We start from the raw sequence: 25,520 nt of genomic DNA on the forward strand, positions 1-25,520 counted from the left end.
ATGTTTTTCCGGGCTATCTCTAGCTTTACCTCCAAAATAAAACTCCTGAATGATTAAAACGGATATACTGATTATCGGCGCGGGACCTACGGGTCTTTTTGCCGTTTTTGAAGCAGGCCTGCTACAACTAAAATGCCATTTGATCGATGCCTTGCCCCAGGCCGGCGGACAATGCTCGGAAATTTACCCGAAGAAACCTATATATGATATTCCCGGTTTTCCCGAGGTATTGGCGGGCAATCTGGTAGACAACCTCATGGAGCAGATAAAACCTTTTCAACCGGGGTTTACATTGGGGGAACGGGCGGAGACCATTAAAAAATTGGAAGATGGTTCCTTTGTCGTGACTACGAACAAAGGTACGGAACACCATGCGCCTATTGTTGCCATTGCAGGTGGATTGGGCAGCTTTGAACCTAGGAGGCCGTTACTGGAAAATCTAACAAAATATGAAGATAAGGGCATTGCCTATATCATAAAAGACCCCGAAGTTTACCGGGGTAAAAAAGTAGTGATTGCCGGGGGAGGGGATTCCGCCTTGGATTGGAGCATCTTTTTGGCCGATATAGCTGCGGAAATAACCCTGATACACCGAAGAAATGAATTTCGCGGTGCTTTGGATTCCGTTGAAAAAGTACAGCGGTTGAAAGATCAGGGGAAAATAAATTTGATCACACCTGCAGAAATAGTCGGGTTGAACGGTAAGGATAAATTGGAATCCGTTGTTATAAGAAAAACGGGGAATACCTCGGAAGATTTTGTTCTGGAAGTGGATAATTTTATTCCGTTGTTCGGTCTTTCGCCCAAATTGGGACCAATAGGGGATTGGGGACTGGAGATTGAAAAGAATGCCATTAAAGTGGATAATACCCTGGATTATCAGACCAATATACCAGGTATTTATGCCATAGGCGATGTAAATACCTATCCGGGTAAGCTAAAATTGATTCTTTGTGGTTTTCATGAGGCTACTTTAATGTGCCAAAGTGCATATCAACGTATTTATCCGGATAAAAAATATGTTATGAAATACACTACGGTAGGGGGCGTTACCGGATTTGACGGTAGTAAAAAAGAAGCGCCAAAAGCTGTGGTCAAGGCAATAGACTAATTTTAATAGTAAGGATTATCCCCTTAAAGGGACTTTAGGGATGTATTCCCATGTATTATGAGCGATATAAAGATTAAGATTACGGATAGGGAAGGAGTACTTCATGAGATCGATGCTCCTACGGATATGAATATGAACCTGATGGAAGTGGTACGTTCCTATGAACTTGCCCCGGAAGGTACAATTGGGATTTGCGGCGGTATGGCCATGTGTGCCTCATGCCAATGCTATGTGAAATCCGCCCATGCACTTCCCGAAAAATCGGATGATGAAGATGCCATGTTGGCCGAAGCCTTTAACGTAGAAGATAACTCCCGTTTGGGCTGTCAATTGCATATTACCGAAGATATGGATGGGCTTGAAGTAGAGTTGGCTCCAGAGGAAATTTAAGGGTTGCCCTATCCGGTTTATATAGACTAAGGACAAGTTTTGATTTCTTCTTGCACCCGAACAGGTGTTTACACTACATTTAATCACCTGGCAGCTGATTATATCCTTGCCTGATAGGTAAACAAATTATAATACCTGCCTTCCGTGGCGATTAATTCATCATGTGTTCCCCGCTCAGCAATTTTCCCTTTTTCAATGACCAAGATTTGGCTTGCTTTTCGGATGGTACTTAAGCGGTGGGCGATGACAAAAGTAGTCCGTCCTTTGGTCAGTTCCGCCAGACTCTTTTGGATCAGGGCTTCGCTTTCGGTATCTAGGTTTGAGGTGGCTTCATCCAAAATTAAAATGCGCGGATCGGCCAAGACTGCGCGGGCAATGGCAATACGCTGACGCTGACCTCCGGAAAGCTTTATGCCGCGTTCCCCGATCAGGGTTTCCAATCCTTCATCGAACCGGTCCGTAAATTCATCCACATAGGCGGCTTTTATGGCAGCTTGCAATTCGGCTTCCGTAGCATTGGGCCTGGGAAACAGGATATTGTCCCGAATGGTGCCCTCAAACAGAAAATCGTCCTGTAAAACTACACCCAAGAACTGGCGATAGCTACTTAAATCTATTGTTGCCAAGTCCTTTCCATCTATGGTGATTTTCCCTGAATCGGGATTCAAAAAACTCGCTGCCAGCCCGGCTATGGTAGATTTACCCGAACCTGAACTGCCCACTAAGGCTATGACTTCGCCCGATTTGGCCTTAAAACTAATGTTTTGCAGGACCTCTTTGTCCTCTTCATAAGCAAAAGAAACATTCTCAAAGATCATATCCCCGTGAATGGCGTTTAATTGGACGGTACGGTCTTTTTCATCGGCTTCCGCCGTTTTGTTCATTAATTCTTCGGTACGGTCAAGCCCGGCCAGGGCTTCGGTCAGTTGACTGCCAATGTTGCTCATTTGTACAATGGGTGCTACCATCAACGCCAGAAGAAAAGTAAACTCAAAATATTCCCCGGTACTCAACTGGCCCTGTATCATTTCATAGCCGCCATAACCCATCATGATGCCCGTTGTGGCAAGACCGAGCAAAAAAGTAGATGAACTTGTCATAATCGCTGTTGCGGTCAAGCTCTTTTTTACATTTTTAAAAATACGCTCCACTCCGGATTCAAACACTTTAGCTTCCTGTGCCTCGGCATTAAAACCCTTGATAACCCGTATCCCTCCTAAAGTTTCCGTAAGTCGCCCCTTTACCTCTGCGTTTATTTTACCACGTTCGCGAAATACGGGCCGTATAATTTTAAACGCCTTTAAAGCGATAACGGCAAATAACACCAGGGGAACTAATGTAAAGAGGGTCATAATAGGACTTATCCGTAGCAATAGCACTAATGAAACCACAGCAGTTACGGTACCACCTACCAATTGTACCAGGCCGGTACCGATAAGATTGCGCACGCCCTCAACATCGCTCATAATGCGGGAAACCAGCGCCCCGGATTTGGTATTGTCAAAAAAACGGATGGGTAATGACAGTATTTGCTTTTGAACCTGTGCCCGGAGTTCGGAAATCATAAATTGTGCCTGTATGCTCAATACTTTGGTCAATAGGAATGATACTATTCCCTGGACCAAAAAGGAAAGGACGACTACGGCCACCAATAGTTTAAGAAAGCCATAATTCTTGTTGGGGACAATATCATCTATAAAATAACGCAAGGAAACAGGCGCTACAAAACTTGCCCCACGGCCTATCAAAATCAATAATAGCCCCACTAATACCAGTTTTCTTCTGGGCCAGATAATGGTTTTGAACGCTTTTAGGACACTTACTTTTTTTCCGGACATCTTGGGTTGTGGTTTGATTGAAGAAGGTTTTTTGTACTAAAAATAAAGCTATAAAGGTAGGTATAATTGAATGGGAAATATAGCTCCAAAAACGGCCAAATAGGAACATATCTATCAATTTGGATAATAATCCGGGAATTGGAGTTAGTATATAGGCTTGTCGCACGACCAAGGTAAGGATTGGGAGCTTTAGAGTTTCCATCGACATAAGAAATAAGGGTGACCGGTAAGGTGTCGATCAAAATATTGATTGGCAAACCACAGCCGATCATAGAAAACATATTAAATAACAACAGATGAAAAAAAATGGTATAATTTTCGGGGTTTTAGTATTGATGGGTATAGGTCTATGGGCGCAAAACGGCCATGCTCCTATAAATAAAAGAACTTTTCCCAATAATTTAGCCCCTGCGGAGGCACAGGTCGCCAGGGTTTATCAAAAAGTAATTTCATCTGTGGTCACCATTTACACGACCAGTAGTTCCTATACGGAAAAAGGTCCCGTACAAAATAATGGTTTGGGATCTGGGGTGTTGATTTCCGGGGATTGTCATATTCTTACCGCCGCCCACGTAGTGGACGGTTCTACCAAAATAGAAGTAAAGACAACGGATGGAAAGTTAAGAAAGGCTACCATTCTATTTAGCGAGAAATCTGCTGATATTGCACTCTTAAAATTGGATGTGCCAGACCGTAATCTCACCCATGCGACTTTAGGCGATTCCGATATAATGGCGGTAGGCCAAAACGTTTATGCCATTGGTAGTCCCTATGGTATGGAAAATTCCTTTTCTTCCGGTATCGTATCGGCTTTTAGAAATTTCAATACGTTGTATGATGGTACGGTGAACATTGAATTTATCCAAACGGATGCTGCCATCAATCAGGGTAATAGCGGAGGGCCGTTATTTAATTCAAATGGCGAGGTTGTAGGGATCGCATCGAGTATACTAACGGTTTCCGGAGGTTTTCAGGGGATAGGTATGGCGGTGACCAGTAATACCGTGAAGGGTTTGTTGGCTTTTGAGGACCGTCCGTGGATAGGTATAGAAGGGGTGTTTTTAAAATCGGGGGAATTAGCTAAATTATTCAATTTAAACCTTAGTGGCGGTTTGTTGGTACAGAAAGTAGGATCCTCCAGTCCGGCGGATAAGGCAGGCCTTAAGGGTGGATATATACCTGCAAATATCGGGGGCAAGCCTTTTTTGTTCGGGGGTGATATTATCTTGAAGATAGGCCCGCAGGATACCTGCCATGTAGGTTGTTTGGAAGGTATAAGGAAGACGCTGGTGAACAAGGAAAAAATAGATGTCCGTTATTTGCGTGAAGGCAAGGAATACATGGTTACCTTAGATGTATCCGAAGTGAGGAAAAATTTTTTAAAGGGCGGATAAGACCAAGGTTTCTTTGTGTCGAAAAAAGCATGGAAAAAATATTATCCCGGTAAAGCAGATCTTAGTTTATCTTTTTTGAATATATTGATTGCTCCCTTGAGATAATGTACTGAGGTTGCCGAAGGGGGGCGTTGAATATTTTTTGAGATACTTTTACGAATACTTGGTTATTTTCATATGCGTCAAGATAAGGCCCTGGCCCTGTTGAAATCTGGAAAAAATGTATTCCTTACCGGTTCTGCGGGTACGGGCAAGACCTATGTGCTCAACCAATATATTTCCTATTTAAAGGAAAGAAAAGTACCTGTTGCCATTACGGCTTCTACCGGAATTGCGGCTACCCATATGAATGGCATGACCATACATTCCTGGGCCGGGTTTGGTATTAAAAATCAATTGACCAGGGCCAATTTGGTTACCATGCGTACCAAGAAATACCTTAAAAAACATTTAGAGGAGTCCATGATCTTGATCATTGATGAGATTTCTATGCTGCACAGGAACCAGTTGAACATGGTAGATGAGGTACTCCGTTTTTTTAAGGACGATGACAGGGCTTTTGGGGGAGTCCAAATAGTATTGTGCGGGGATTTTTTCCAGTTACCGCCCATTGGGTATCCGAATGAGAAAAGCAGGGACAAATTTGCCTTTATGGGAGAGGCATGGCTCAATGCCCGGTTGCATGTCTGTTATCTAACGGAACAATACCGTCAAGAAAGCGATGATGTTTTGAATGGTATCCTGAACGAGATTCGGTCGGCAAATATTTCACAACGAAGCATTGATTTTTTAAAAGAAGCGAATACGAATTTTCTGGATCAAGAAACACCCACAAGATTGTTTACCCATAATATGGATGTGGACCAGATCAATAGCTCAGAACAGGAGAAATTACCGGGCCGTCCTCGAAAATATAAAGCATCGACCAAGGGTAATCAAAAGTTGGTCGAGACTTTAAAAAAATCGGTTTTGGCACAAGAACATCTTGAACTGAAAGAAAATGCCAGAATAATGTTCGTGCGTAACAATCCGGAACAGGGATATGTGAACGGGACCATGGGAACGGTAATCGATTTTACCGATGAGGGATACCCCATCATAAAGACGACCCATGGAAAAAGGATTACGGTAAAACAAGAAATTTGGGGAATATATGACGATTACGGGAAGGTTTTGGCAAGCTTTGAACAGATTCCGTTGCGATTGGCATGGGCCATAACCGTTCATAAATGTCAAGGGATGACCTTGGATGCCGCCACGATCGATCTTTCCAAAACCTTTGAACGTGGTCAGGGGTATGTGGCACTTTCCCGATTAAAGAATATTGAAAACCTGCGACTTTCGGGATTTAATGAAATGGCGCTTCATGTGGATGGATTGGCCCATAAGGCGGATATCCGTTTTCAGGAACTTTCGGAAATGGTGGATATGGAAAATGATTTCAAAACCTTGGAAATGGAATCGTTGGCCTTTATAAAGCAATGCGGTGGACTCACCGATCCCGAAGAAATCAAAAAACAATCCAAAAAAATAAAGGAGAAAAGTACGGAGAAGAAATCTACCTATGAAATTACGCTCGGGTATTTGAAACAAAAAATCCCTTTGGAAGTAATTGCTGAAGAGCGTGGCCTTTCCATAGGTACGATTGCCGGGCATTTGATCAGATTGCGAAAAGAACGGCCCAAGGAAAATCTGGATTTTTACCGTCCCGATGACCACCTATTGGAAAAAATAACCGAAGCCAGAAAAAAAGTAAAAAATGATGCTGTGGGCTTAAAACCAATATATGAGGCACTTGAGGGTAAAGTAGATTATGGGGATATTAAATTAGCGTTGGCGTTCCTGTAAGTGAAACTACTATTCCTTGGTAACGATCAATGTAGCTTTGGAACCCGAAGAGAGCAACCATTTGTTGGAATAGATAAGTTGGCCCTTGTCGTCATAGACATCTACCTGGGCTGTATTTGGAGCTGAGGAACCATGGTTCAATGCCTCAAAATCCAATCTGTTGAACCCTTTTTGAAGGTCTACGTTAATACCTTTGAACGCTCCTGTTAGTAGCATGTTCTGATCGACTACTACATTGTTTAAATAGATCTTTACACGATCGCCATCCACAAACTCATGGTCTCTACATACAATACCTATGAATTTTCCATTACTCCTTACATCCCCCAGGTATTGATCGCCAAAAAATTGTTTTGAACCGCCTTCTTTTTCCCTGGGACCGATCCTGGGGTCTATTTTAAGTCCTGTACCCGCCTGTACCAGTTCCCTGTCCGGAAGCATCTTTACAGGTGGCCTGCTCTTATAATCTATTTTGGACGGTTCCTTAACGACCGATGGAATATTCAACACCGTTCCCGATTTGGCCTTGCCTTTTGAATCCGGTTTATTGACCGCCCCTATCTTTAAAGGTCTTTGTGTGGGAATATCCGTTTGGGCATTTACGAACCCAAAAATCAGTATTGAGAAAAAGAGGGAATATGTAATTTTTTTGTTCATCCTACCTTGGTAAAATCAACTAAAGATAGCAAATACCCTGCCATAGGAGCTTAAGGAGATGTTAAAATCTTATATGATCGATAATCGTAGTGGTAATCCGTGGATGTCTTTTTATATAAGACCCTTGATTTATGGACCCGTTTGATTTTTCCCATAGGGACAATTAGAACAATTTTTTCTCCGGTAATGAAAGGGGGGAGGACGAACTTCCCATAACAATCAAGGGTTCGGCAAGGCCCCGACAGTAAATTCATTCTGAGATGTAGAGTGGTCACAAATATCCTGTCACGACTCTGTTTCCGAATTGCGGTATCGGGATTTCTTAGATATCTATGTAGCTCTTTGGGAATTAAATGTGTATGGAGAAATAGCACAATACAATTCTAAGATTGATGCCCACACAGCACCCCGTATAAAGTGTAGTATATAATGCTAATTTTACGCCGTTTCCCTTTTCTCTTAGGTTTCCCAATTTATTTACGCTGGAAGAATTGTCCACTAAGGTTGAAAAAATGATACCCGAATATTTCTTTAGCAAAGCTATAAACCTTTTTACGGATATAGGGTTTTCGTTCTTTTTTAAAACTTGATGCCAAAATTTTAAATAATCTTATGGTTAAAAAATCCGTATTCCAAAGAGAATTTTATAACAACATCCTCCGAAATTATAAGGTTTTCCTAAGTCAGAAATAAAAAAGAGATGTATAATTTTAACCCGAGATCGTCCTGAACATGAAAACACCTACAATTGCATATCCCCTTTAATTTTCCCATCATATCTAGTAATGTTGTTTCCCCGGGCTGGAAGGCTTTTGGTAACAGTTCCGTTATAGGGACTGTTGAAGCGTTGAATTCCCAAGGCTCGCCGGACATTTCTTTTTTACCATGGAGCGATATGGGCCGGATGGGCATTTGGGGTAATGACAATGTTGGTATCCCCGCTCTGGGGATTAACAAACTGACCGTAAGCGGTCATGTCCATACCAAGGAAGTTCGGGTAGACCTCAACGGCTGGCCGGATTATGTATCCAAAGAAGGGTATGACCTTCCGATCTTGGAAGAGGTAGAAAAGCATATCAAGGAAAAAAGCCATTTGCCCAATATCCCCTCGGCCAGGGAAGTGGAGGAAAACGGTATCCTAAATTGGGCGAAATGAACAGGTTGCTCTTGGAGAAGATAGAAGAAATGATGCTATATATTTTACAGCAAGAGAAAAGAATAAAAGAACTTGAAAAAATAAATAAACAATGAAAAATGCATTTTTGTTGATATTCATGGTATCATATGGCTTATTGCTCGGGCAAGACTCTTATCAAGGGAAATTTAGTTTTGGAACCACATCGGGTTGGTGCAAATTAGCACATTTTGATTTGGCTGGCAATGGAAGCCATAATTCGGTAATAATCGATGCCCATATAAATTATGTGAGAACGAGTGAAAAAGGTTATTCAGCAAACGCAAAGCTGATTTTAAGAGAAGGAAGTTCTAATCTTGGTAAATGGAACTATAATATATCAGGTACTGAAATAGGGGATTATTTAAGATTTAAAAAAATAAATGACACCACTTATGAGCTTTTTGGGAAATCACAAGGCTATTATGGACATATCTCCATTGAACTTTCAGTTACGAAAGAAGCTACTTTAATTATTGATATTCCTAATACAATTACGCTAGTAACTGATCCAGATATCTATCAAGATGTGCCAAAGACAGGTGATTTCGGATTTTTTAGTACCAAGGTAGGAATAGGAACAACTTCTCCGGACGCCAAGCTTGCCGTAAAAGGGAATATCCATGCCGAAGAGGTAAAGGTGGACCTTTCCGTTCCCGGCCCGGACTATGTGTTCAAGGAGGGGTATGACCTTAAATCCTTGGGGGAAGTTCAGAACTATATTAAAGAAAATGGACACTTGCCCAACATTCCATCTGCCAAAGAAATGGAGAAAAACGGGGTGCAACTGGGTGTAATGAACATGAAACTATTGGAAAAGATAGAGGAGTTGATATTATACACTATCCAACAAGAAAGGAGGTTGAAAATTCAAGAACAACGTTTATACGAACTCGAAAAATCATTAATAAAACAAAAGTAAAAATGGAGAGAATATCTATGCTGATAATATTTTGTGCAATATTTAATACACAGGCCCAAAATAATTTTCCATCGACTGGTAATGTTGAAATCAATAATGCCAGCCTTACAATAGAAACGGCCAGTTGGAAGTCTAGCCTGCTGACATTAAAGGATATACACTATAACCCAGATCAGATTTATCATTTTCAAATAGAGAGTGATGGACTTAAAATTAAACAGGATGACAATACAAATTATCAATTTAAGACTGGTGGTAATTTTATTGTGAACAACGGGAAAGTTATGCTGGGGATCGGCAATCCATTGTTTAAGCTACATATTAAAAACCCCATAGGAGGAGCTGCACTTGGAATGGAGAGAGGAGGTAAATTATGGAGGTTTGATATACAAGATAGCGCAGATAGGCTTTATTTGGGACATTCGGACAATACTGCGTTATTGACTTTCCATAAGAACGGCAATGTGGGCATCGGAACCACCACCCACAAAACCCATTAGAAGTCAGTACGGATAATTCCACACATGCCCTTTTCAAAGGTTCGTTTGCAGGAATTCAAGGAATCCAAATCGAGAGGTCCGGAGGGGATAATATTAGATTGACAACAAATTATTCCGGTTTTGGCGGAGGTCTTGAATCCAGTTCTATATTGCGTTTTTCCGTTAATGGAAACGGCATAGCCAACCCTTCCGTTACAATAAACAATAATGGAAATATGGCCGTTGGGACATCAGGTACGGGTTCTCATAAATTGGCCGTGGGAGGTTCAATAGGTGCTAGAGAAATCAAGGTAGAAGTTGGCACATGGTCGGATTATGTTTTCTTCAGCGATTATGACCTTCCCACTTTGGAAGAAGTAGAAAAGCACATCAAGGAAAAAGGCCATTTGATCAATATCCCCTCGACCAAAGAAGTTGAGGCCAACGGTATCCGATTGGGCGAGATGAACAGACTGCTCTTGGAGAAGATAGAGGAATTGACACTTTATGTGATTGAGTTAAAAAAACAAAACGATCAGCAACAGATTGAAATTCAAAGAATGAATCAACTAATAATGAAAAAATGACAAAGATGAATCTCTTGCTATACATTTCTTTAGCAGTGACAACAAACATTTTGGGCCAGATAACCCATAGTGAAACGGTAACAATTGAATCTAGTTCCTATGGACCAAAATTAATCTTAAATGACGCTAATACAGCGAACAAGGTTCCTCTAGAATTTCGATCTAGCAATGTGATTAAATGGGAATTAGGTGCTAGAAATGCAAACGAACAACACGATTTGGCTCTTTGGCGACATAATAATGGAACGTACCATGATGTAATGTGGTTTAATCAAGATAATGGGAATGTGGGAATTGGCTCCAAAACTCCAAATTCCAAACTTGTAATACAAGACCTTACCAAAGATCAACTTTCCCTAATTAATACAACAAGTAATTCGTGGCAACTAAGGGCCGGAAGCACAGGTTCTTTAATTTTTAAGGATGACGGTGTGGAGCGAATTAGAATAAATTCATCGGGGAATATGGGTATTGGCACAAATTCCCCTCAAGGAAAATTGCACGTTTCCACTGGTACTTCGGGTGATGCTATTTTCAGGCTAGAGGCCGATACGGACAACAACAATGAATCGGATAACCCTTTAATAGAAATAAGGCAGGATGGAGGCCAGCTTGGAGTAAACATTGGTTACTCCGAAGAGAATTTCGGGGGCAATATTTTCGGAATCGGGACAAGATATACGAATCAAGAGAGTTGGGATACGTTTACCATAAACACTTCAAACGGAAATGTTGGAATAGGGACTAAAAATGCCGATTCCTGGAAACTGGCCGTAAAAGGCAAGATCCGTGCGGAAGAGATCAAAGTGGAAACCGGCTGGGCCGATTATGTCTTTAAAGAAGGTTATGACCTTCCCACTTTGGAAGAAGTAGAAAAACACATCATGGAAAAAGGCCATTTGATCAACATCCCTTCTGCTAAAGAAGTTGAGGCCAACGGCATCCTATTGGGCGAAATGAATAGACTGTTGTTGGAAAAAATTGAGGAACTCACATTGTACACTTTGCAGCAAGATAATGCGATTAAGGAATTAAGTTCTCTAAGGGAAGAAAATAAGCTTTTGTACAAAAAGTTACATTCCCTTGAAGCTGTCATTTTAAAAATACTGGAAAAACAAAATTAATTTGCAATGAAAAAAAATACATTAACAATCCTGCTTTTCGCATTGGTCGTTTCATTCGCCCAGGCCCAACTACAGTACAAAATTCAGTTCAGCTATGACAGCGCAGGTAACCAGACCTTGAAGGATAAGGTCTGTGTCAATTGCACCACTTCATTAAAAGCTAATGATTCTACACTAGTTGCAAATCTTGAAGAGGAAAGCGAACCGTTGAAAGATAAAATAGAAGAATCTGGCAATTCAGCAGTTTTTGCCTATCCTAACCCGGTTACAAATTTACTTCGTGTTGAATGGGTTGAAACTGATAACCCTGTACAAAGAGTTGTACTTTTTTCAACGGGTGGTCAGCAACTTTTGGATACCCAAATACATACTAGCCAATTGGGTGTTGATCTGAGCTTTAGTCAATACCCTCCGGGCAATTATATAGTAGTAGTGTTCTATGCGGACAAAACAAGGCAATCTTTTCAAGTAATTAAAAAATAACCTACCCCATGAGAAAACTAATATTAATTTTTTGTGCTTTGTTTTTGTTATTATCCTTTCGAAAAGATAAAGAACATAAGATGTTTAGGGCATCTAATATTGAGACAATTAAAATAAATGATAAGGAAGCATCACAAAATAAAGGACCAATAGCAGAAGATATAATAAACTTGAGTAATAGTCAAGGAAGTATTGTAGCGGATTTGTCTGTCAATTCTTCAGGAGGAGCTAATTATTCGATTCCTATTGTTGTACCTCCCGGACTTAATGGTGTAAATCCAGAAATTTCATTGGATTTTAATAGCCAATCAGGTAATGGTATGGCTGGTTGGGGCTGGAATATTTCAGGTGTTTCAACAATTTCCAGGATTCCTTCCACCCTTTTTCATGATAATCAGATAAACCCTGTTAAGTTTGATTTAGATGACCGCTTTGCTTTAGACGGGCAACGTTTAATTTTAAAGTCTGGGAGTTATGGTGTTAGTGGTAGTGTTTATCAAACAGAACAATATTCGAACTTGAAAATTGTTGCCCATGGTTCAAACCCAGATACTTATGGTCAATCAGGCCCCATCTCAACTAAGGCAATGCAAGGCCCTGAATATTTTAAAGTATTTTACCCTGATGGTTCTATAGCTTATTATGGGAGTACCCAAAATTCTAGAGGTGCTATGGATTATGCAATTACCCATTGGGAAAACCCTCAGGGTGTTCGTATATCGTATAAATATAATAGGAGCAATAAACTATCTATTGATGAAATTACTTATGGAAGCATTGGAGAAGCAAACCCAATAAATAAAATCCATTTTGGCTATGAAAATCGTGATAGAGATGAAGAAGCTTATATAGGAGGGCTAAAATTTACAAGAAGTAGTAGACTTAATGATATTTGGGTTACGGGCAATAATGGAAGTATTTATAGGAGGTATACGTTAAATTATGGCAAAACCTCCCTTGAATATGATCGGTTGATTAGTGTTGAAGAAAGATATGGTAACGTAAGTTTTCCCAAAAGAGAAGTTACATTTAATTATGGCAATACAAATTTTGAGGCAACTATTACAAGAGAAGAAGCTTCTCAATTGAGTTTAGGTAATATTGAGCAAAGAAATGCTGAAGTAATACCGCTGGATTTTACCGGAAACGGAAAAACAGATTTAATTGTTTATCCTAAAACGGGGGTCGATGAAAAAAAGAAATTTTGGTTTTTTAAAGATATTCATAACCCAGGTGGTTTTAACTATAGAGATACTCCTGTAAACACAGGGGAATTTGAAGCTATCTTACCTGTAAATTGGCTTAGTACTCAAAATAAGCTAATGACATCAAAAGCTTTGGCCGTTGTTCAGAACAGCTCAGGAGATAAAATTGATTTCAATGTAATGGTGGAAGGTCCTGCCATAGCTAACGGTGTCCCGGTAACTTCTTATACCAAAACTTGGAACGCTCCTCTTACTAATAACCCAGTCAATAATTCCAATGTAAGAATTCCTCAGCAGTATGTTTCAGGTGACTTTGATGGTGATGGGCTCTCTGATGTATTAGCAATTGCAAAACCACTTATTATACTACATCATTTTGGTGGGGCAGTGACTCCACAGCCAATAGTTCTATACGATACGCCATCAGTACATTCTATAAAACTAGATAGGAGAATAGGAAGTGGATTTACAATTAACTTAGGTAACCTAACAGGGAATTCTGCAGCATCCGACAGATTTTTTGCTCTTGAAATGAATGGTGATGGCAAGACCGATTTGGTAAGGTTTATAGAAGGAGGAAATGTACAGGTTTATTCCATCAATGCTACAAATGATGGTTTAGACCTATTGTGGGAAAAAGCTGATTCTAGAATTAAATCCTACTTTCAGGTATATCCGGGAGACTATAACGGAGATGGGTTAGGTGATTTTTTAATTCCACTTGGCGATGACAATAATCAATTTTTAACATTTCAATCCAAAGGCAATGGTTTTCTTGCACCGGTCACTACGCAACCTTTTATGTATAAGAATAATGATTTTGATGGGCAAGACGGACAAGGAACCTTATACGGTTATAATCTAATACCTGTAGATATTAATGGAGATGCTAAAACAGATATTATAAGTTACAATACGATAACCTATAACAATAGTAATGTAGGTTCGCAGAGTATTAAAGTATATAAAAATACGGGGCAGGTCACTCAAATTGCCCTAACCCCAAAACTTGAGGAGGTTGTGACACCCAATATGACATATTCAGGGTATTTAAAACACTTTCCAATCCCTATTTTTTCAACTACGGATAAGCCGAACAATGCCCTTGCTTTTGCTTCTATAAGTGATAAATGGGTAAGTTCATTTACATTTTCAACGGATCATAAAGAAGATGTAACTCTAAAAGAGGTTGTAAACAATGGAATTACCACAACGATAAAATACGATAAGGTCGATACAAGTTACATTGATAATGATGATCCTGATTTTTTTAAAGCGTATAAATCTCCAGTGTCAGGTTTAACACAAGTTTATCCATTTGTGAGTATAAATGTAGCACCATCTTTCAGGGTAGTAAGAGAATTGGAACAAACTGGCTCTGGGCTTACTCGAAAGAGGCGGTTTCGTTATAAAGGTGCGGTATCACATGCCACCGGACTTGGTTTTAGGGGCTTCGAAATAGTAAAAAGTAGCAATTGGTACGGTAATAATGCACCGGCAATATGGACCATAAATAAGCACGACCCTATGTTACGTGGAGCAGTAACAGAACAAACTACTACTGCAAATTCGTATGCTGATGACCCTAGCTCATATATGAGCAAGGTAAATTATTTTTATGACTATAAGTTGATTGCCAATCCTGGGTCGCCTATTGCGCCTGAGTATGATTCTTTTTATAACCGAAATACTTCTATTGTCGGGCCTCAATTAGACGAAGTGGAACAATATATCAAATTATTGCCGGGCTTTTACGCCAATGGGTCCAATGGCACTTATACCGGTAAAATTGTGCCCCCGGAACAGCAACCTGGAGCAGCAGGTTATGCTGGTGCTGTTGATATTAGGTTGAACCGTAAAGAGATAGATAATGGCCTGACCGGGGTTATGACAACGGACACCTATACCTATGACCCCTACAACAACCCATTGACAACTACAACGAGTTACCCTGGTGGCAGTAGGGTCCTGACCTATCAATATTCGAATAACGCATCGGCTACTAACAGTACCTATCATATTGGTAAGCCTTTAAAAATGATAGAAACACTTTCTTTAAACGGAAGTTCTTTTAGTACAGAAGAGCAATATGTTTATAACAATAATCAAGTTGAAACAATTCGAAGAAAAGGTAAAGGTACGGGGTGGATTATCCAAAATATTGAATATGATGGGTATGGAAACATTGATAAAAAAACCTTGGTAGTTGATGGTGAGGCTCCTAGAATTGAAACATTTGAGTATAGTAGCACTTATGGTCATCGTTTTTTAACAAAATCTGTTGGTATTGATGGTTTGGAAACCACCTTTGATTATGATTCTGTTACGGGTTCATTGTTGACTTCTACGGATGTTTATGGATTGACCACTTCATATGGGCATGACAACTGGGATCGGGTTATCACAGAAACGGATTATTTAGGAAATACTACAAATTACACTACTGAATACCAACAAGATGGCGGAACCAAAACAACGGTAGATTATCCTCAAGGTAGTAAAACGGAAAATTGGTACAATGCCTTTGGTTGGGAAATAAGATCGGGAGTTTTAACATTGAACAACCAATGGTCCTATACAAGTTATGAGCATGATGCAAGTGGGAAATTAATTCGCCAAAGTGAACCTCATAATGGATCGCCCGGTCAATGGACCGTCACAAATTTTGATGGATACAATAGAGTTGTTTCACAACAATTATATACGGGCAGAAACATTACTTCTACCTATTCAGGCTTGTCCAATACCGTAAATGATGGGGTTAAAACCGTAACTACGACCTTAGATGCCTTAGGCAATACCATTAAGGTACAGGATACCCCTGGAGGTGCCATAGATTATACCTATCATGCAAGCGGTCAATTAAAATCTGCCAATTATGACGGTAATATTGTTACCATAGGGGTAGATGGTTGGGGTAGAAAAACAAGTTTAAATGACCCTTCCGCTGGCACATACACCTATGAGTATAACAATTATGGAGAACTTAAGAAACAAACTTCTCCCAAGGGAACTACCTCTTATAAATATGACCCGGACGGAAAAGTAACTGAAAAGAAAATAGTAGGAGAGTTAACAGATCTACTCTTGACCTATCAATATCATGAAAATACCACCAAACAATTAAAAAAGATCATAGGGACTGACAAAACCAATAGTAATAGGGTCTATACCTATGATTATGAATATGGTGCCTATGAAAGACCAGATAAGATTATTGAAAACACAGGTCTGGCAAATTTCACCTATGAAATGGGGTATGATACCTACGGCCGTATTGAAAAAGAAACACAAACTACGGTATTTGGGGGCATTACTAAATCTATAGTTACCCAAAACGTCTACGATACTTCGGGACTTTTAAAGGAAATTTTGAATTTTGGCACTCCGGACAAACTTTGGGAGCTAAATCAGATCAATGCTCGAGGGCAAGCATTGACCGTTACCTTGGGCAACGGTATGACCCAAACCAAAATGTACGATGCCTATGGGTATTTAGAAAAAATAGAAGATAAAGAAAGTGGCACCAACCCCACGGTTGCATTGCATACGGAATATGATTTTAATACACAGCGCGGTACACTTAACAATAGGGAAAATTTTGGGTTTGACTGGCAAGAAACCTTTGATTATGATACCTTGGATCGTTTAACGGCTATTACCGGTGATGTTACCCATGCCATGGGGTATAACCCCAATGGTACCATTGATACCAATACGGCTCTGGGCGATTATGCATATGGGGATACCGGTAAAAAATATCGTTTAACTGAAATTGACCCCAATACTGCTGGTGAAACCTATTTTCAACAACATCCCACTCAAAAGATTACTTACAATGCATATAAAAAACCAATTACTGTTCACCAAGAAGGGCACGGATGGGTAAATTTTGAATATGGCCCAATGATGAACCGTAGTACGGCTTATTATGGTGGTGAAGATGAAGATAAAACTTTGCGTAAATATAAAAAGCACTACTCGGCCATTATGCCGGTAGAGATTGTTGAGGATACCCAAACAAATACTACAAAAATTATCACCTATGTAGGGGGCGATGCCTATTCGGCACCTATAGCACATATTAAGACTACAGGTGCTGGGGCAGTGGATGAATACCATTATTTACACCGCGATTATCTGGGCAGTATCATGGCGATCACTGATGCCGATGGCGATGTAAAAGAAGAGCGCCAATTTGGGGCTTGGGGGGTAGTGGATCAATTTTTAGATAGTAACGGAAATACCACTTTTGACCATAATAGCTTATTGGGCAGGGGCTATACGGGCCATGAGCACTTTTTTGAAGTAGGTCTCATCCATATGAACGGGCGTATGTACGATGCTAATTTGGGTAGGTTCTTATCACCTGATAATTATATACAGGATCCCTTTAATACACAAAACTACAACCGGTATGCCTATGTGTTAAATAACCCTCTAATGTACAATGACCCTAGTGGGGAAGAAGGTATTATTGCTGCTCTTATAATAGCCGCAAAAATTATTGTAGGGTTATTTGCTGTTACGGGTATATATGGATTAATACACAACTATGCAGGTAAAGGCTCACCTAGCGATATTGGTAGTGAACCGCCTTCGCCCAGCAATAATCAGAATAATTCACAGATATCATCAAGTATAGCAGGCTCTGAGCGGCGATCGGCATTTAATGATGGGGGGCGTATAGCGTTGAATATACCCGCTGTAGACACATCTGGTAATGCTATTAACTATACTTTGGGCAATAACTTCTCTTTTCAAGATGTGAGCCCGACCGGTATTTCATTGACCGGCCGTGCGGATCCTTTACAGGGCATGGCAAGACCTGAGGGCTGGGAGTATGACCCTGCTGCCGATGCCCAACAATTTAATGAACCTGAAGGCTTTAACATTACTACGGAAGATGTTGTGGATATGGCCTTGGATTTTGTACCCGTAGTTGGTGGCTTGAAAGACATTTACAATGGTATACAAGAAGGCAATGGTTGGATGGTAGCCTTAGGTGCGGGATCTATTGTTTTAGACGTATTTACCCTAGGTGGTTCTTCTATAGTAAAAGGAGCTATAAAAACAGGAATAAAAGCTGGGGGTAGGTCGCTTGCTAAACGAACTTTAAAAAAAGGAGCGAAATATAGACGAGCAGCAAAAAGGCGAGCAGTAAAAGAAGCTATATCTAGATTCGATAGTGTTGATGACCTAATTGTCGCTGCAGGAGATCTTTCCGAAGTGAAAGGTGGCTTACAAGGTTTCGTAAAAGGTAATGGAAATGCTATATTTGATGCTCTAACAAAAGGAGCTAAATCTCTTCCTGGCGGCAGGTTCTTATTAAATGACGGAACGAATATTGGTAGACATATTTCTTCTTGGTCAGGAGATTTTACTATTAACTTTAATCGTGCAGGAGAAGTTTTTAAAATCCGAATAATACAATGATGAGAGAAGAATATAAAGATCATATTGACACATATTCAGTAGAAGGTTCATGGTGGTTGTCAAAACTTACTCCTAAATCTAAATGGGGCAATATTTCATTGGCAGAAATTTATCTGAGAAAATACTGGCTTTCAGAAAATGAATATAATTCAAAGTGGAAAGAATTGCACGAACGTATATTTATGAATTTAGATGTATCCCTTCCAGATATGGTTTTTAAGAAAGGTTATGAATTGATTCCTCTAAGAGGAGGATGTTTATTTTCAGAAAAAGATTTTGAACAGTTGAAAAAATCTCTTTTGGAAATTGGAGAAAAATATTTAGTTGTAATAGAAAATACTTTTAGAGGCAATTTAAAAGAACCAGCATTTAGAATGAAATATCCAGTTACAATTAGTTGGAAGGAAATTATAAATGGAAATTTCATTTCTTCAACTATTATTGAAAATCCAAATAAGGAGTTTTTTATTTTTGGAGAAACTGGTGTGTGGGGTAAATATAGTGCGAGTGACTATGTTTGGCCATTAGATATTATAGGTTTTAAACCTGAATGTAGAACTATTTTCACAAATCATTTCAAACAATCTAATGAAGAAGAAAAACAAATAAATGAATGGTTGCCTGTTCAATATCAATAACCCCCACTTGTCTCTTCCTGAAATAGGTTTGCATTTTTATACTTAATCCTAAAATAAATTGAAACAACCAACCATGTTTTTGGCATGGTTTTCTTTAATGCTTCCGTTCTACGGGCCGGATTTTAGGCCTTGAAAAGGTATTGGGACGATCAGTTGCAAACTGGCAGTAGCGGGGGAATTCAAGGAAAGGTTAGAGCAAGAGTTCTTGGCTATGAAGACTTACCCGTTTTGAAGGCTTCCCTGTTTTTCGTACAGTTTAAAAATCAATTATTTTTAGATTATGAAGAAAAGCAGATTTACAGAAACACAGATCGTTGCGATGCTTAGGCAATACGATTCGGGAATGAAGGTCACCGACATCTGTCGTGACAAAGGGATCACCACCGCCACTTTTTATAGTTGGAAGCGCAGGTACGGCGGCATGGACGCCCAACAGCTCAAGGAACTCAAGTCGTTACGGGAAGAGAACCGTAGGCTCAAACAGATGTACGCTGACCTTAGCCTCGACCATAGGATCTTGAAGGACATCATCGAAAAAAAGCTCTGAGGCCTTGCGGGCGCAGGGAACTGGCGGAAGGTATCGTAAAGGAGGAAGGCCTGAGCATTGCAAGGGCCTGTACGATCGTATGCCTCTGCCGTTCGATGTGGTACTATCGCAGCCGTCGTGACGATACGGAAGTAATCGACAAACTCACCGAGTTGGCCGAGGCCAAACCCGATAGGGGTTTCGATTGGCTCTATAACCGCATCCGCAAGCAAGGCCACAAGTGGAACCGTAAACGTGTATTGCGGATCTATCGCCTATTGGGCATGAGGTTAAGGGGAAAAACCAAGAAACGGCCGCCCAAACGGATAAAGGAACCCTTGGCGGTACCGGACGCGCCCAGGGAGGTATGGAGCGCGGACTTCATGTCGGACAGCCTTGTAACGGGGCGGAGCTTCAGGATATTCAACCTGATGGACGACTTCAACCGTGAAGCACTCTGCATGAAGGGGAACTTCTCCATGCCGGGAATTCGGGTGGTAGGATACCTCAGGGAGGCCATAGAGATTTACGGCAAGCCTATGGCCATAAGGGTGGACAACGGACCTGAATTTTTATCCAGGGTCTTTGTCAACTATTGCGAGGTAGAGGACATCGAGATAAAATACATACAACCGGGCAAGCCGAATCAGAACGGTTATATCGAAAGGTTCAACAGAACCTACCGTGAAGATGTACTGGATGCGCATCTGTTCAGGGATATCGAGGAAGTGAACTTGGAGACCGAACGATTCAAGGAGGAATACAACCGCTTCCATCCGCATAAAGCATTGGGAAGGAGCAGCCCAAAAGAATATTTGGAAGAATTTTCAAAGGGGCATGCCCCTTTGAAACATCATTTTGTTTAATTTAACCCCTGTACGAAAACGGGTAAGTCTTCAAAAACAGGGAAGCCTTCAGCTATTATAACGACGGGAAGTATCACCAAATCATTGGAAAACCGTAAATTGATAAAGAAAAGAACGAAGAATGTTCAAAAGAAGGAAAGCGTAGCAAATTCAAAAATTGAAACCGTGACTTAACTTTGGGACACTATCCCGGTTCATATTCGTTTGAAGACATACGGAAAAACCAAAAAGGGCCTCAACATAGCGAACTATTTATTTTCCAGTTCTTTTATTCTATTTTTCAATGCCTTGATTTGTTTGTTTTGCTGAATAAGATATAGTGTTAATTCCTCTACTTTTTGTAGTAACTTAGCGTCCATCTCCCCTAAAAAGAAACCTTCTTTTTTTACTTCTTTTGCGCTTGGAATGTTTTTTAAATGACCATTTTCTTTGATGTGCTGTTCTACTTCTTTAAGAGTTGGTAACCGGTAATTGTTATCAAAAACAAAATCTGCCCAATTTGCATAGGCTGCTACTTTTATTTCTGTGGCGGCTATTTTACCATTAACCCCTAATTTAAATCCTTTGGTGTCCGTGATGCCGATGCCGACATCTCCGTTTCCGGACACGGTGACTCTATCAACAGCAAAAGACCTTAATCTAAGTAAATATCCACTGGTAGTTGAAGTATTATTAACGGTTAGCCCATAATTTGCCATAGACGCTGAGCTATTTTCAATTATTAAGCCATTTTGGTTTCCACTATTAAAAACATGCAATTTACTTGAAGGTGTTGTTGTACCAATACCTACACTACCAGAATTTACAAATGTCATTAATTTACCGGCCCCTACTGTTCCTCCTTGAGATATATGTAGCCTATTGTCATGTCCATGGCTTAAATGAAATATAGAATTACCGTTATTTGGTCTAAAAGTAACGGCTGATTCATTATTGTAATTAAGCCAAATACCTTTACCGTTTGAGGTACGAACATCAAGTTGACTAGCTGGCCCCGTAGTACCGATTCCAACATATCCATTGTTTTTAATGGTCATAATATTTGCTGCACCAACGTTGGAGCCATGGGAAACATTTAAATCGTTATTTAAGCCATGGCTCATATGAAAAATAGAATTTCCGTTTCCAGGTAAAAAAGATATAGCCGCCTGATTATTTCTATTTAATTCAGCCGTTTGACCAAACCCTATATGACTGATTATTATACTTGAAATAAAAATTATTTTTTTCATTTATGTATTTATTTTTGATTCTTAAAATGATGGGAAAACAAATATATAGACAAGTATCTTTGTAAGAAAATTTTCATGTAAAATTATTGGAGTTTTGGCATCCCCTGCTCCTCCTCCGTTACCGCCAATCTGTGACTGGTGGTGGTACGAGTACGCAGAGGATAATCAAACAAAGCTATGGTATTCGATCATGGCATTTGTATTTTTAGTTTCATGAGCAGAAATTACAAGTTCCCTGTCCCGTCCTGAAATAAGTTTACAACTTTACACACTATGTTTGATAGAAAATCGTTGCGTTTAATTTGAAAATGAAGATAATAGATGAAGAAATACAGGCAGATTATAAAAACCGAATTAACCGGGTTTTTGAATTTATTGACCAAAACTTGGACTCTGATTTATCCTTGAACACGATTTCTGAAATTGCATTTTTCTCCCCTTTCCATTTTCATAGAGTTTTCAAGTTCGTTACAGACGAAACCTTAAATCAATATGTTACCAGACAAAGGGTTGAAAAATCGGCCTTAGACTTGCTACATAAAAACATTACGACAACGGAAATAGCTCACAAATATGGGTTTGCCGATAATTCTTCATTTTCTAGAACATTTAAAAAGTATTTTGAAATAAGTCCAACGGAATTTAAAAGACAAAACCCGAACAGACATAGCAAGATTCGCCAACTTGAGCGCAAGAATGGTCAAGAGTATCCTCCTTATGAAAAATACATTTGCATTATTGATAATCTTAAAAAATGGATAAAAATGAATGCAAAAATTGAAATTAAGGAAATGCCAAAAATGAATGTGGCCTACGTGTCCTGTATGGGATCTCAAAATCTTGAAAATGCTTTTGACAAGTTAATTCAATGGGCAATGCCTCAAGGGTTAATGAACGAACGGACAAAGGTGCTAACGGTTTATCATGACAGTTTTAAGGTAACGGAAGCCAACAAGGTTAGAATGAGTGCTTCCGTTTTGCTCGATAAACCTGTTGAGGCGGAAGGGGAAATTGGACTGACAACCATAGAAGCTGGGAAATGTATCGTTGGTAGTTTTGAAATTGAACCGAACGAATTTGAAAAATCGTGGACAGGGCTGTTTGTCTGGATGAACGAAAACGGATATAAAAAGGCAGACAGAGAACCTTTTGAGATTTATCATAACAACTTTAATGAACATCCCGAAAGGAAGGCAATTGTTGACTTTTGTATACCAATTTGAATAAAAAATGCTATGCAATAATATAAAGGGAGCATTTTAATGCCCTTTTATATTAGCTATAGTGCATATCTGCCCCAAGAACATTTAAGAAACCTTACGGAATTTACGCTCATTAAAAAATAATATTTTAGGATATTTCACCAAGAAAAAGAGGATTAAAACGAAAGATGATAAGATGTAAAATATATTGCAACGCATTTTGCGCAAACCATCAGATTGCTTGAGAACTCCTTGTTATAAGGAATGTATTTGGAAGGTGTTTTTGAAAAACTCAAATACGCTGTTCTTGGAAAGATGATTTTAGTTTTGAGAAAGACCACCGTTGTGTGTCATACCAAAAACAAGGCTATGACATTAATGACGTAAGAATGACATGGTAAAGACGCTATCAAATAGGATTAAACCAGAATACTTTTGCTTCAAATTAAAATTATATTAAAATGAACAATATGAATTTAGCACAAAAAGTAAAAGAATTAAGGAATAGAAAGGGAATATCGCAAGAAATGTTGGCAGAGGAATCTGGTTTGAGCTTACGAACTATTCAGAGAATTGAAAACAACGAAACAGTTCCTAGAGGAGATACTTTAAAAAGATTGGCCATTGCGTTAGACACTTCACCAGATGAAATAGTGGATTGGAAAATACAAGAAGACCAAAACTATTTGACTTTAATGAGCCTTTCTGCACTTGGTTTTTTGTTTTTTCCTTTGCTCGGAATTATTATTCCATTGACAATGTGGATTTTTAAAAAAGACAAACTAAAAAATGTAAATGAATTGGGGAAATCAATGCTGAATTTTCAAATATCGTGGACCCTATTATTGTTTTTGTATTATATGTTTTTATTAACTGGAATGTTTGGAGGGATTTTGGGTAGAATACTGCCAAATTGGAATTTTGGAATATTTACAATGTTTATCCCTTTGATGATTTTATATGGATATAACATAATCATTACCATATATAATACGGTCAGGGTTTACAATAAAAAAACATTTAAATATAGACCAGCATTACGAATTTTAAGATAAGACAGACAATATCCAAAATTCCGTTTACCCAAAACTTTGGATGTTGTCTAGCTCTTTTTCATTTTAGCTTTGATCTCTTCCAAACAAAGATTTCCTAAACTGCCATCATGGGTGTGTTGAATATCACGCTTTGGAACAAATGTGCCTTCATTGATTTCCTTTCCCATTTTCTTGTAGGCATCCCGAAAGGGCATGCCGTTTTGGACCAGTTCGTTTAAGGTATCCACACTAAAGAGGTAGTCATATTTAGGGTCTTTTAGAATGCCCTGGTTGACTTTGATTTCCTTTAGACTGAAGGTCAAAATCTCCAAACAGGCTTTCATATCCTGAATGGCGGGCACTATAATTTCCTTGACCAATTGCAGGTCCCTATGATAACCGCTGGGAAGGTTATTGATGACCAAGGTCAGTTGATTGGGAATGGATTGAAGTTTATTGCATTTGGCCCGTACCAGTTCAAAGACATCGGGGTTTTTTTTGTGTGGCATAATGCTGCTGCCGGTCGTTAATTCATCCGGAAAGGATATAAAATCAAAATTCTGGCTCATGTATAGGCAAATGTCCATCGCCATTTTAGATAAGGTGGCGGCAATACCGGCCATGCCAAAAGCAGTGGCTTTTTCAACCTTTCCCCTTCCCATTTGAGCGGCGACCACATTGTATTTTTGGGTAGAAAACCCCATCTCCCGGGTAGTGAAATTTCGGTCTATGGGAAAGGAACTTCCATAACCTGCGGCACTTCCCAACGGGTTTTGATCGGCTATCTTATAGGCCGCATCAACAAAATACAGGTCGTCTATAAGACTTTCCGCATAAGCGGAAAACCATAGCCCAAAGGATGAAGGCATGGCAATTTGCAAGTGTGTATAACCGGGCAAAAGTACTTGTTTATAGGTGTCGGCTAAACTGATCAGCAAGTCGAATAAAGCGTTGGTCTGGGATTTTATCCGGGCAAGTTCGTCTTTTAGATACAAGTGCATGGCGACCAGGACCTGATCGTTCCTGGAACGGGCCGTATGTATTTTTTTCCCTGTGTCCCCTAATTTTTCGGTAAGTATAAATTCAATTTTGGAATGCATGTCCTCAAAAGAATCCTCAATACTAAACTCCCCTCTTTCTATGGATGTTCCTATGGCATCCAGCTCGTTTATTAATGCCGAGGTTTCCTCGGCGGTCAATAAACCTATTTTACCCAACATTTTGGCATGTGCCTTAGAAGCGATGACATCATATTTTGCAAGATGTAAATCCAGTTCCCGATCGTTCCCTACGGTAAAATGATCTATTTTTTGATCGGTGCTAAAACCTTTGTCCCAGAGTTTCATAATAGTAAAGTATCAAGTTCAAACATAA

The 25,520-nt window shown here is 39.6% G+C and carries 20 protein-coding genes; 16 read left to right on the forward strand and 4 right to left on the reverse strand.

The window, feature by feature from the left end; translation table 11 throughout:
* Positions 1–49: 49 nt before the first annotated feature.
* A complete protein-coding gene (locus tag ACKWB9_RS01255; protein WP_414001160.1) occupies positions 50–1,111 on the forward strand; it encodes an NAD(P)/FAD-dependent oxidoreductase in 1,062 nt (353 codons plus the stop codon).
* 57 nt (positions 1,112–1,168) lie between these two features.
* A complete protein-coding gene (locus ACKWB9_RS01260; protein WP_414001161.1) occupies positions 1,169–1,501 on the forward strand; it encodes a 2Fe-2S iron-sulfur cluster-binding family protein in 333 nt (110 codons plus the stop codon).
* Between the two features lie 98 nt (positions 1,502–1,599).
* Here ACKWB9_RS01260 and ACKWB9_RS01265 read toward each other — a convergent pair whose 3' ends face one another.
* Positions 1,600–3,339 carry an ABC transporter ATP-binding protein gene (locus ACKWB9_RS01265; protein ID WP_414001162.1) on the reverse strand — a complete coding sequence of 580 codons (1,740 nt, stop codon included), beginning with the start codon at positions 3,337–3,339 and terminating at the stop codon, positions 1,600–1,602.
* 296 nt (positions 3,340–3,635) lie between these two features.
* Here ACKWB9_RS01265 and ACKWB9_RS01270 point away from each other — a divergent pair, with 296 nt between their 5' ends.
* A complete protein-coding gene (locus ACKWB9_RS01270) occupies positions 3,636–4,733 on the forward strand; it encodes a S1C family serine protease (protein ID WP_414001163.1) in 1,098 nt (365 codons plus the stop codon).
* 177 nt (positions 4,734–4,910) lie between these two features.
* Entirely contained in the window at positions 4,911–6,581 is a 1,671-nt protein-coding gene (locus ACKWB9_RS01275; RefSeq protein WP_414001164.1) for a helix-turn-helix domain-containing protein, read from the forward strand.
* Between the two features lie 9 nt (positions 6,582–6,590).
* On the opposite strand, the gene ACKWB9_RS01280 is transcribed toward ACKWB9_RS01275, so the two are convergent.
* On the reverse strand, positions 6,591–7,238 hold the full coding sequence (locus ACKWB9_RS01280) for a hypothetical protein (RefSeq protein ID WP_414001165.1): 648 nt from the start codon (positions 7,236–7,238) through the stop codon (positions 6,591–6,593).
* A 748-nt stretch (positions 7,239–7,986) separates the two neighbouring features.
* Here ACKWB9_RS01280 and ACKWB9_RS01285 point away from each other — a divergent pair.
* The 10 genes from ACKWB9_RS01285 to ACKWB9_RS01330 all read left to right on the forward strand — a co-directional run bounded on the left by ACKWB9_RS01285 (position 7,987) and on the right by ACKWB9_RS01330 (position 20,678).
* Complete coding sequence (locus tag ACKWB9_RS01285; RefSeq protein WP_414001166.1) at positions 7,987–8,394, forward strand: hypothetical protein; 408 nt, start codon at positions 7,987–7,989, stop codon at positions 8,392–8,394.
* A gap of 91 nt (positions 8,395–8,485) precedes the next feature.
* Positions 8,486–9,334: a hypothetical protein gene (locus tag ACKWB9_RS01290; protein WP_414001167.1), complete on the forward strand. Its 849-nt coding sequence runs from the start codon at positions 8,486–8,488 to the stop codon at positions 9,332–9,334.
* Between the two features lie 2 nt (positions 9,335–9,336).
* Positions 9,337–9,834 (forward strand): hypothetical protein, encoded by a 498-nt coding sequence (locus ACKWB9_RS01295; protein ID WP_414001168.1) that lies wholly within the window; start codon positions 9,337–9,339, stop codon positions 9,832–9,834.
* Between the two features lie 98 nt (positions 9,835–9,932).
* A complete protein-coding gene (locus ACKWB9_RS01300; protein WP_414001169.1) occupies positions 9,933–10,400 on the forward strand; it encodes a hypothetical protein in 468 nt (155 codons plus the stop codon).
* A gap of 5 nt (positions 10,401–10,405) precedes the next feature.
* Complete coding sequence (locus tag ACKWB9_RS01305; protein WP_414001170.1) at positions 10,406–11,524, forward strand: hypothetical protein; 1,119 nt, start codon at positions 10,406–10,408, stop codon at positions 11,522–11,524.
* Positions 11,525–11,530: 6 nt separating this feature from the next.
* Positions 11,531–12,007, forward strand: a complete 477-nt coding sequence (locus tag ACKWB9_RS01310; RefSeq protein WP_414001171.1) for a T9SS type A sorting domain-containing protein — start codon at positions 11,531–11,533, stop codon at positions 12,005–12,007.
* Between the two features lie 80 nt (positions 12,008–12,087).
* Entirely contained in the window at positions 12,088–18,648 is a 6,561-nt protein-coding gene (locus ACKWB9_RS01315) for an RHS repeat-associated core domain-containing protein (RefSeq protein ID WP_414001172.1), read from the forward strand.
* Positions 18,645–19,286 carry a hypothetical protein gene (locus ACKWB9_RS01320; protein WP_414001173.1) on the forward strand — a complete coding sequence of 214 codons (642 nt, stop codon included), beginning with the start codon at positions 18,645–18,647 and terminating at the stop codon, positions 19,284–19,286. The genes ACKWB9_RS01315 and ACKWB9_RS01320 overlap by 4 nt, the downstream gene beginning before the upstream one ends.
* 280 nt (positions 19,287–19,566) lie before the next feature.
* Positions 19,567–19,833 carry a transposase gene (locus ACKWB9_RS01325; protein ID WP_414001174.1) on the forward strand — a complete coding sequence of 89 codons (267 nt, stop codon included), beginning with the start codon at positions 19,567–19,569 and terminating at the stop codon, positions 19,831–19,833.
* Between the two features lie 74 nt (positions 19,834–19,907).
* The gene (locus ACKWB9_RS01330; protein ID WP_414001424.1) at positions 19,908–20,678 is read left to right on the forward strand and encodes an IS3 family transposase; all 771 of its coding nucleotides are present in this window, start codon (positions 19,908–19,910) and stop codon (positions 20,676–20,678) included.
* 248 nt (positions 20,679–20,926) lie between these two features.
* On the opposite strand, the gene ACKWB9_RS01335 is transcribed toward ACKWB9_RS01330, so the two are convergent.
* A complete protein-coding gene (locus ACKWB9_RS01335) occupies positions 20,927–21,910 on the reverse strand; it encodes a hypothetical protein (RefSeq protein WP_414001175.1) in 984 nt (327 codons plus the stop codon).
* Between the two features lie 308 nt (positions 21,911–22,218).
* Between ACKWB9_RS01335 and ACKWB9_RS01340 the strand changes: the two genes are divergently transcribed.
* Positions 22,219–23,133 (forward strand): AraC family transcriptional regulator, encoded by a 915-nt coding sequence (locus tag ACKWB9_RS01340; protein WP_414001176.1) that lies wholly within the window; start codon positions 22,219–22,221, stop codon positions 23,131–23,133.
* A 449-nt stretch (positions 23,134–23,582) separates the two neighbouring features.
* A complete protein-coding gene (locus ACKWB9_RS01345) occupies positions 23,583–24,167 on the forward strand; it encodes a DUF4870 domain-containing protein (protein WP_414001177.1) in 585 nt (194 codons plus the stop codon).
* A gap of 47 nt (positions 24,168–24,214) precedes the next feature.
* Here the strand turns inward: ACKWB9_RS01345 and argH are convergent, their stop codons facing one another.
* Complete coding sequence (argH, locus tag ACKWB9_RS01350; RefSeq protein ID WP_414001178.1) at positions 24,215–25,492, reverse strand: argininosuccinate lyase; 1,278 nt, start codon at positions 25,490–25,492, stop codon at positions 24,215–24,217.
* Positions 25,493–25,520 lie beyond the last annotated feature (28 nt).

The organism is Maribacter spongiae, assembly GCF_047345125.1.
Taxonomy (GTDB): Bacteria; Bacteroidota; Bacteroidia; order Flavobacteriales; family Flavobacteriaceae; genus Maribacter.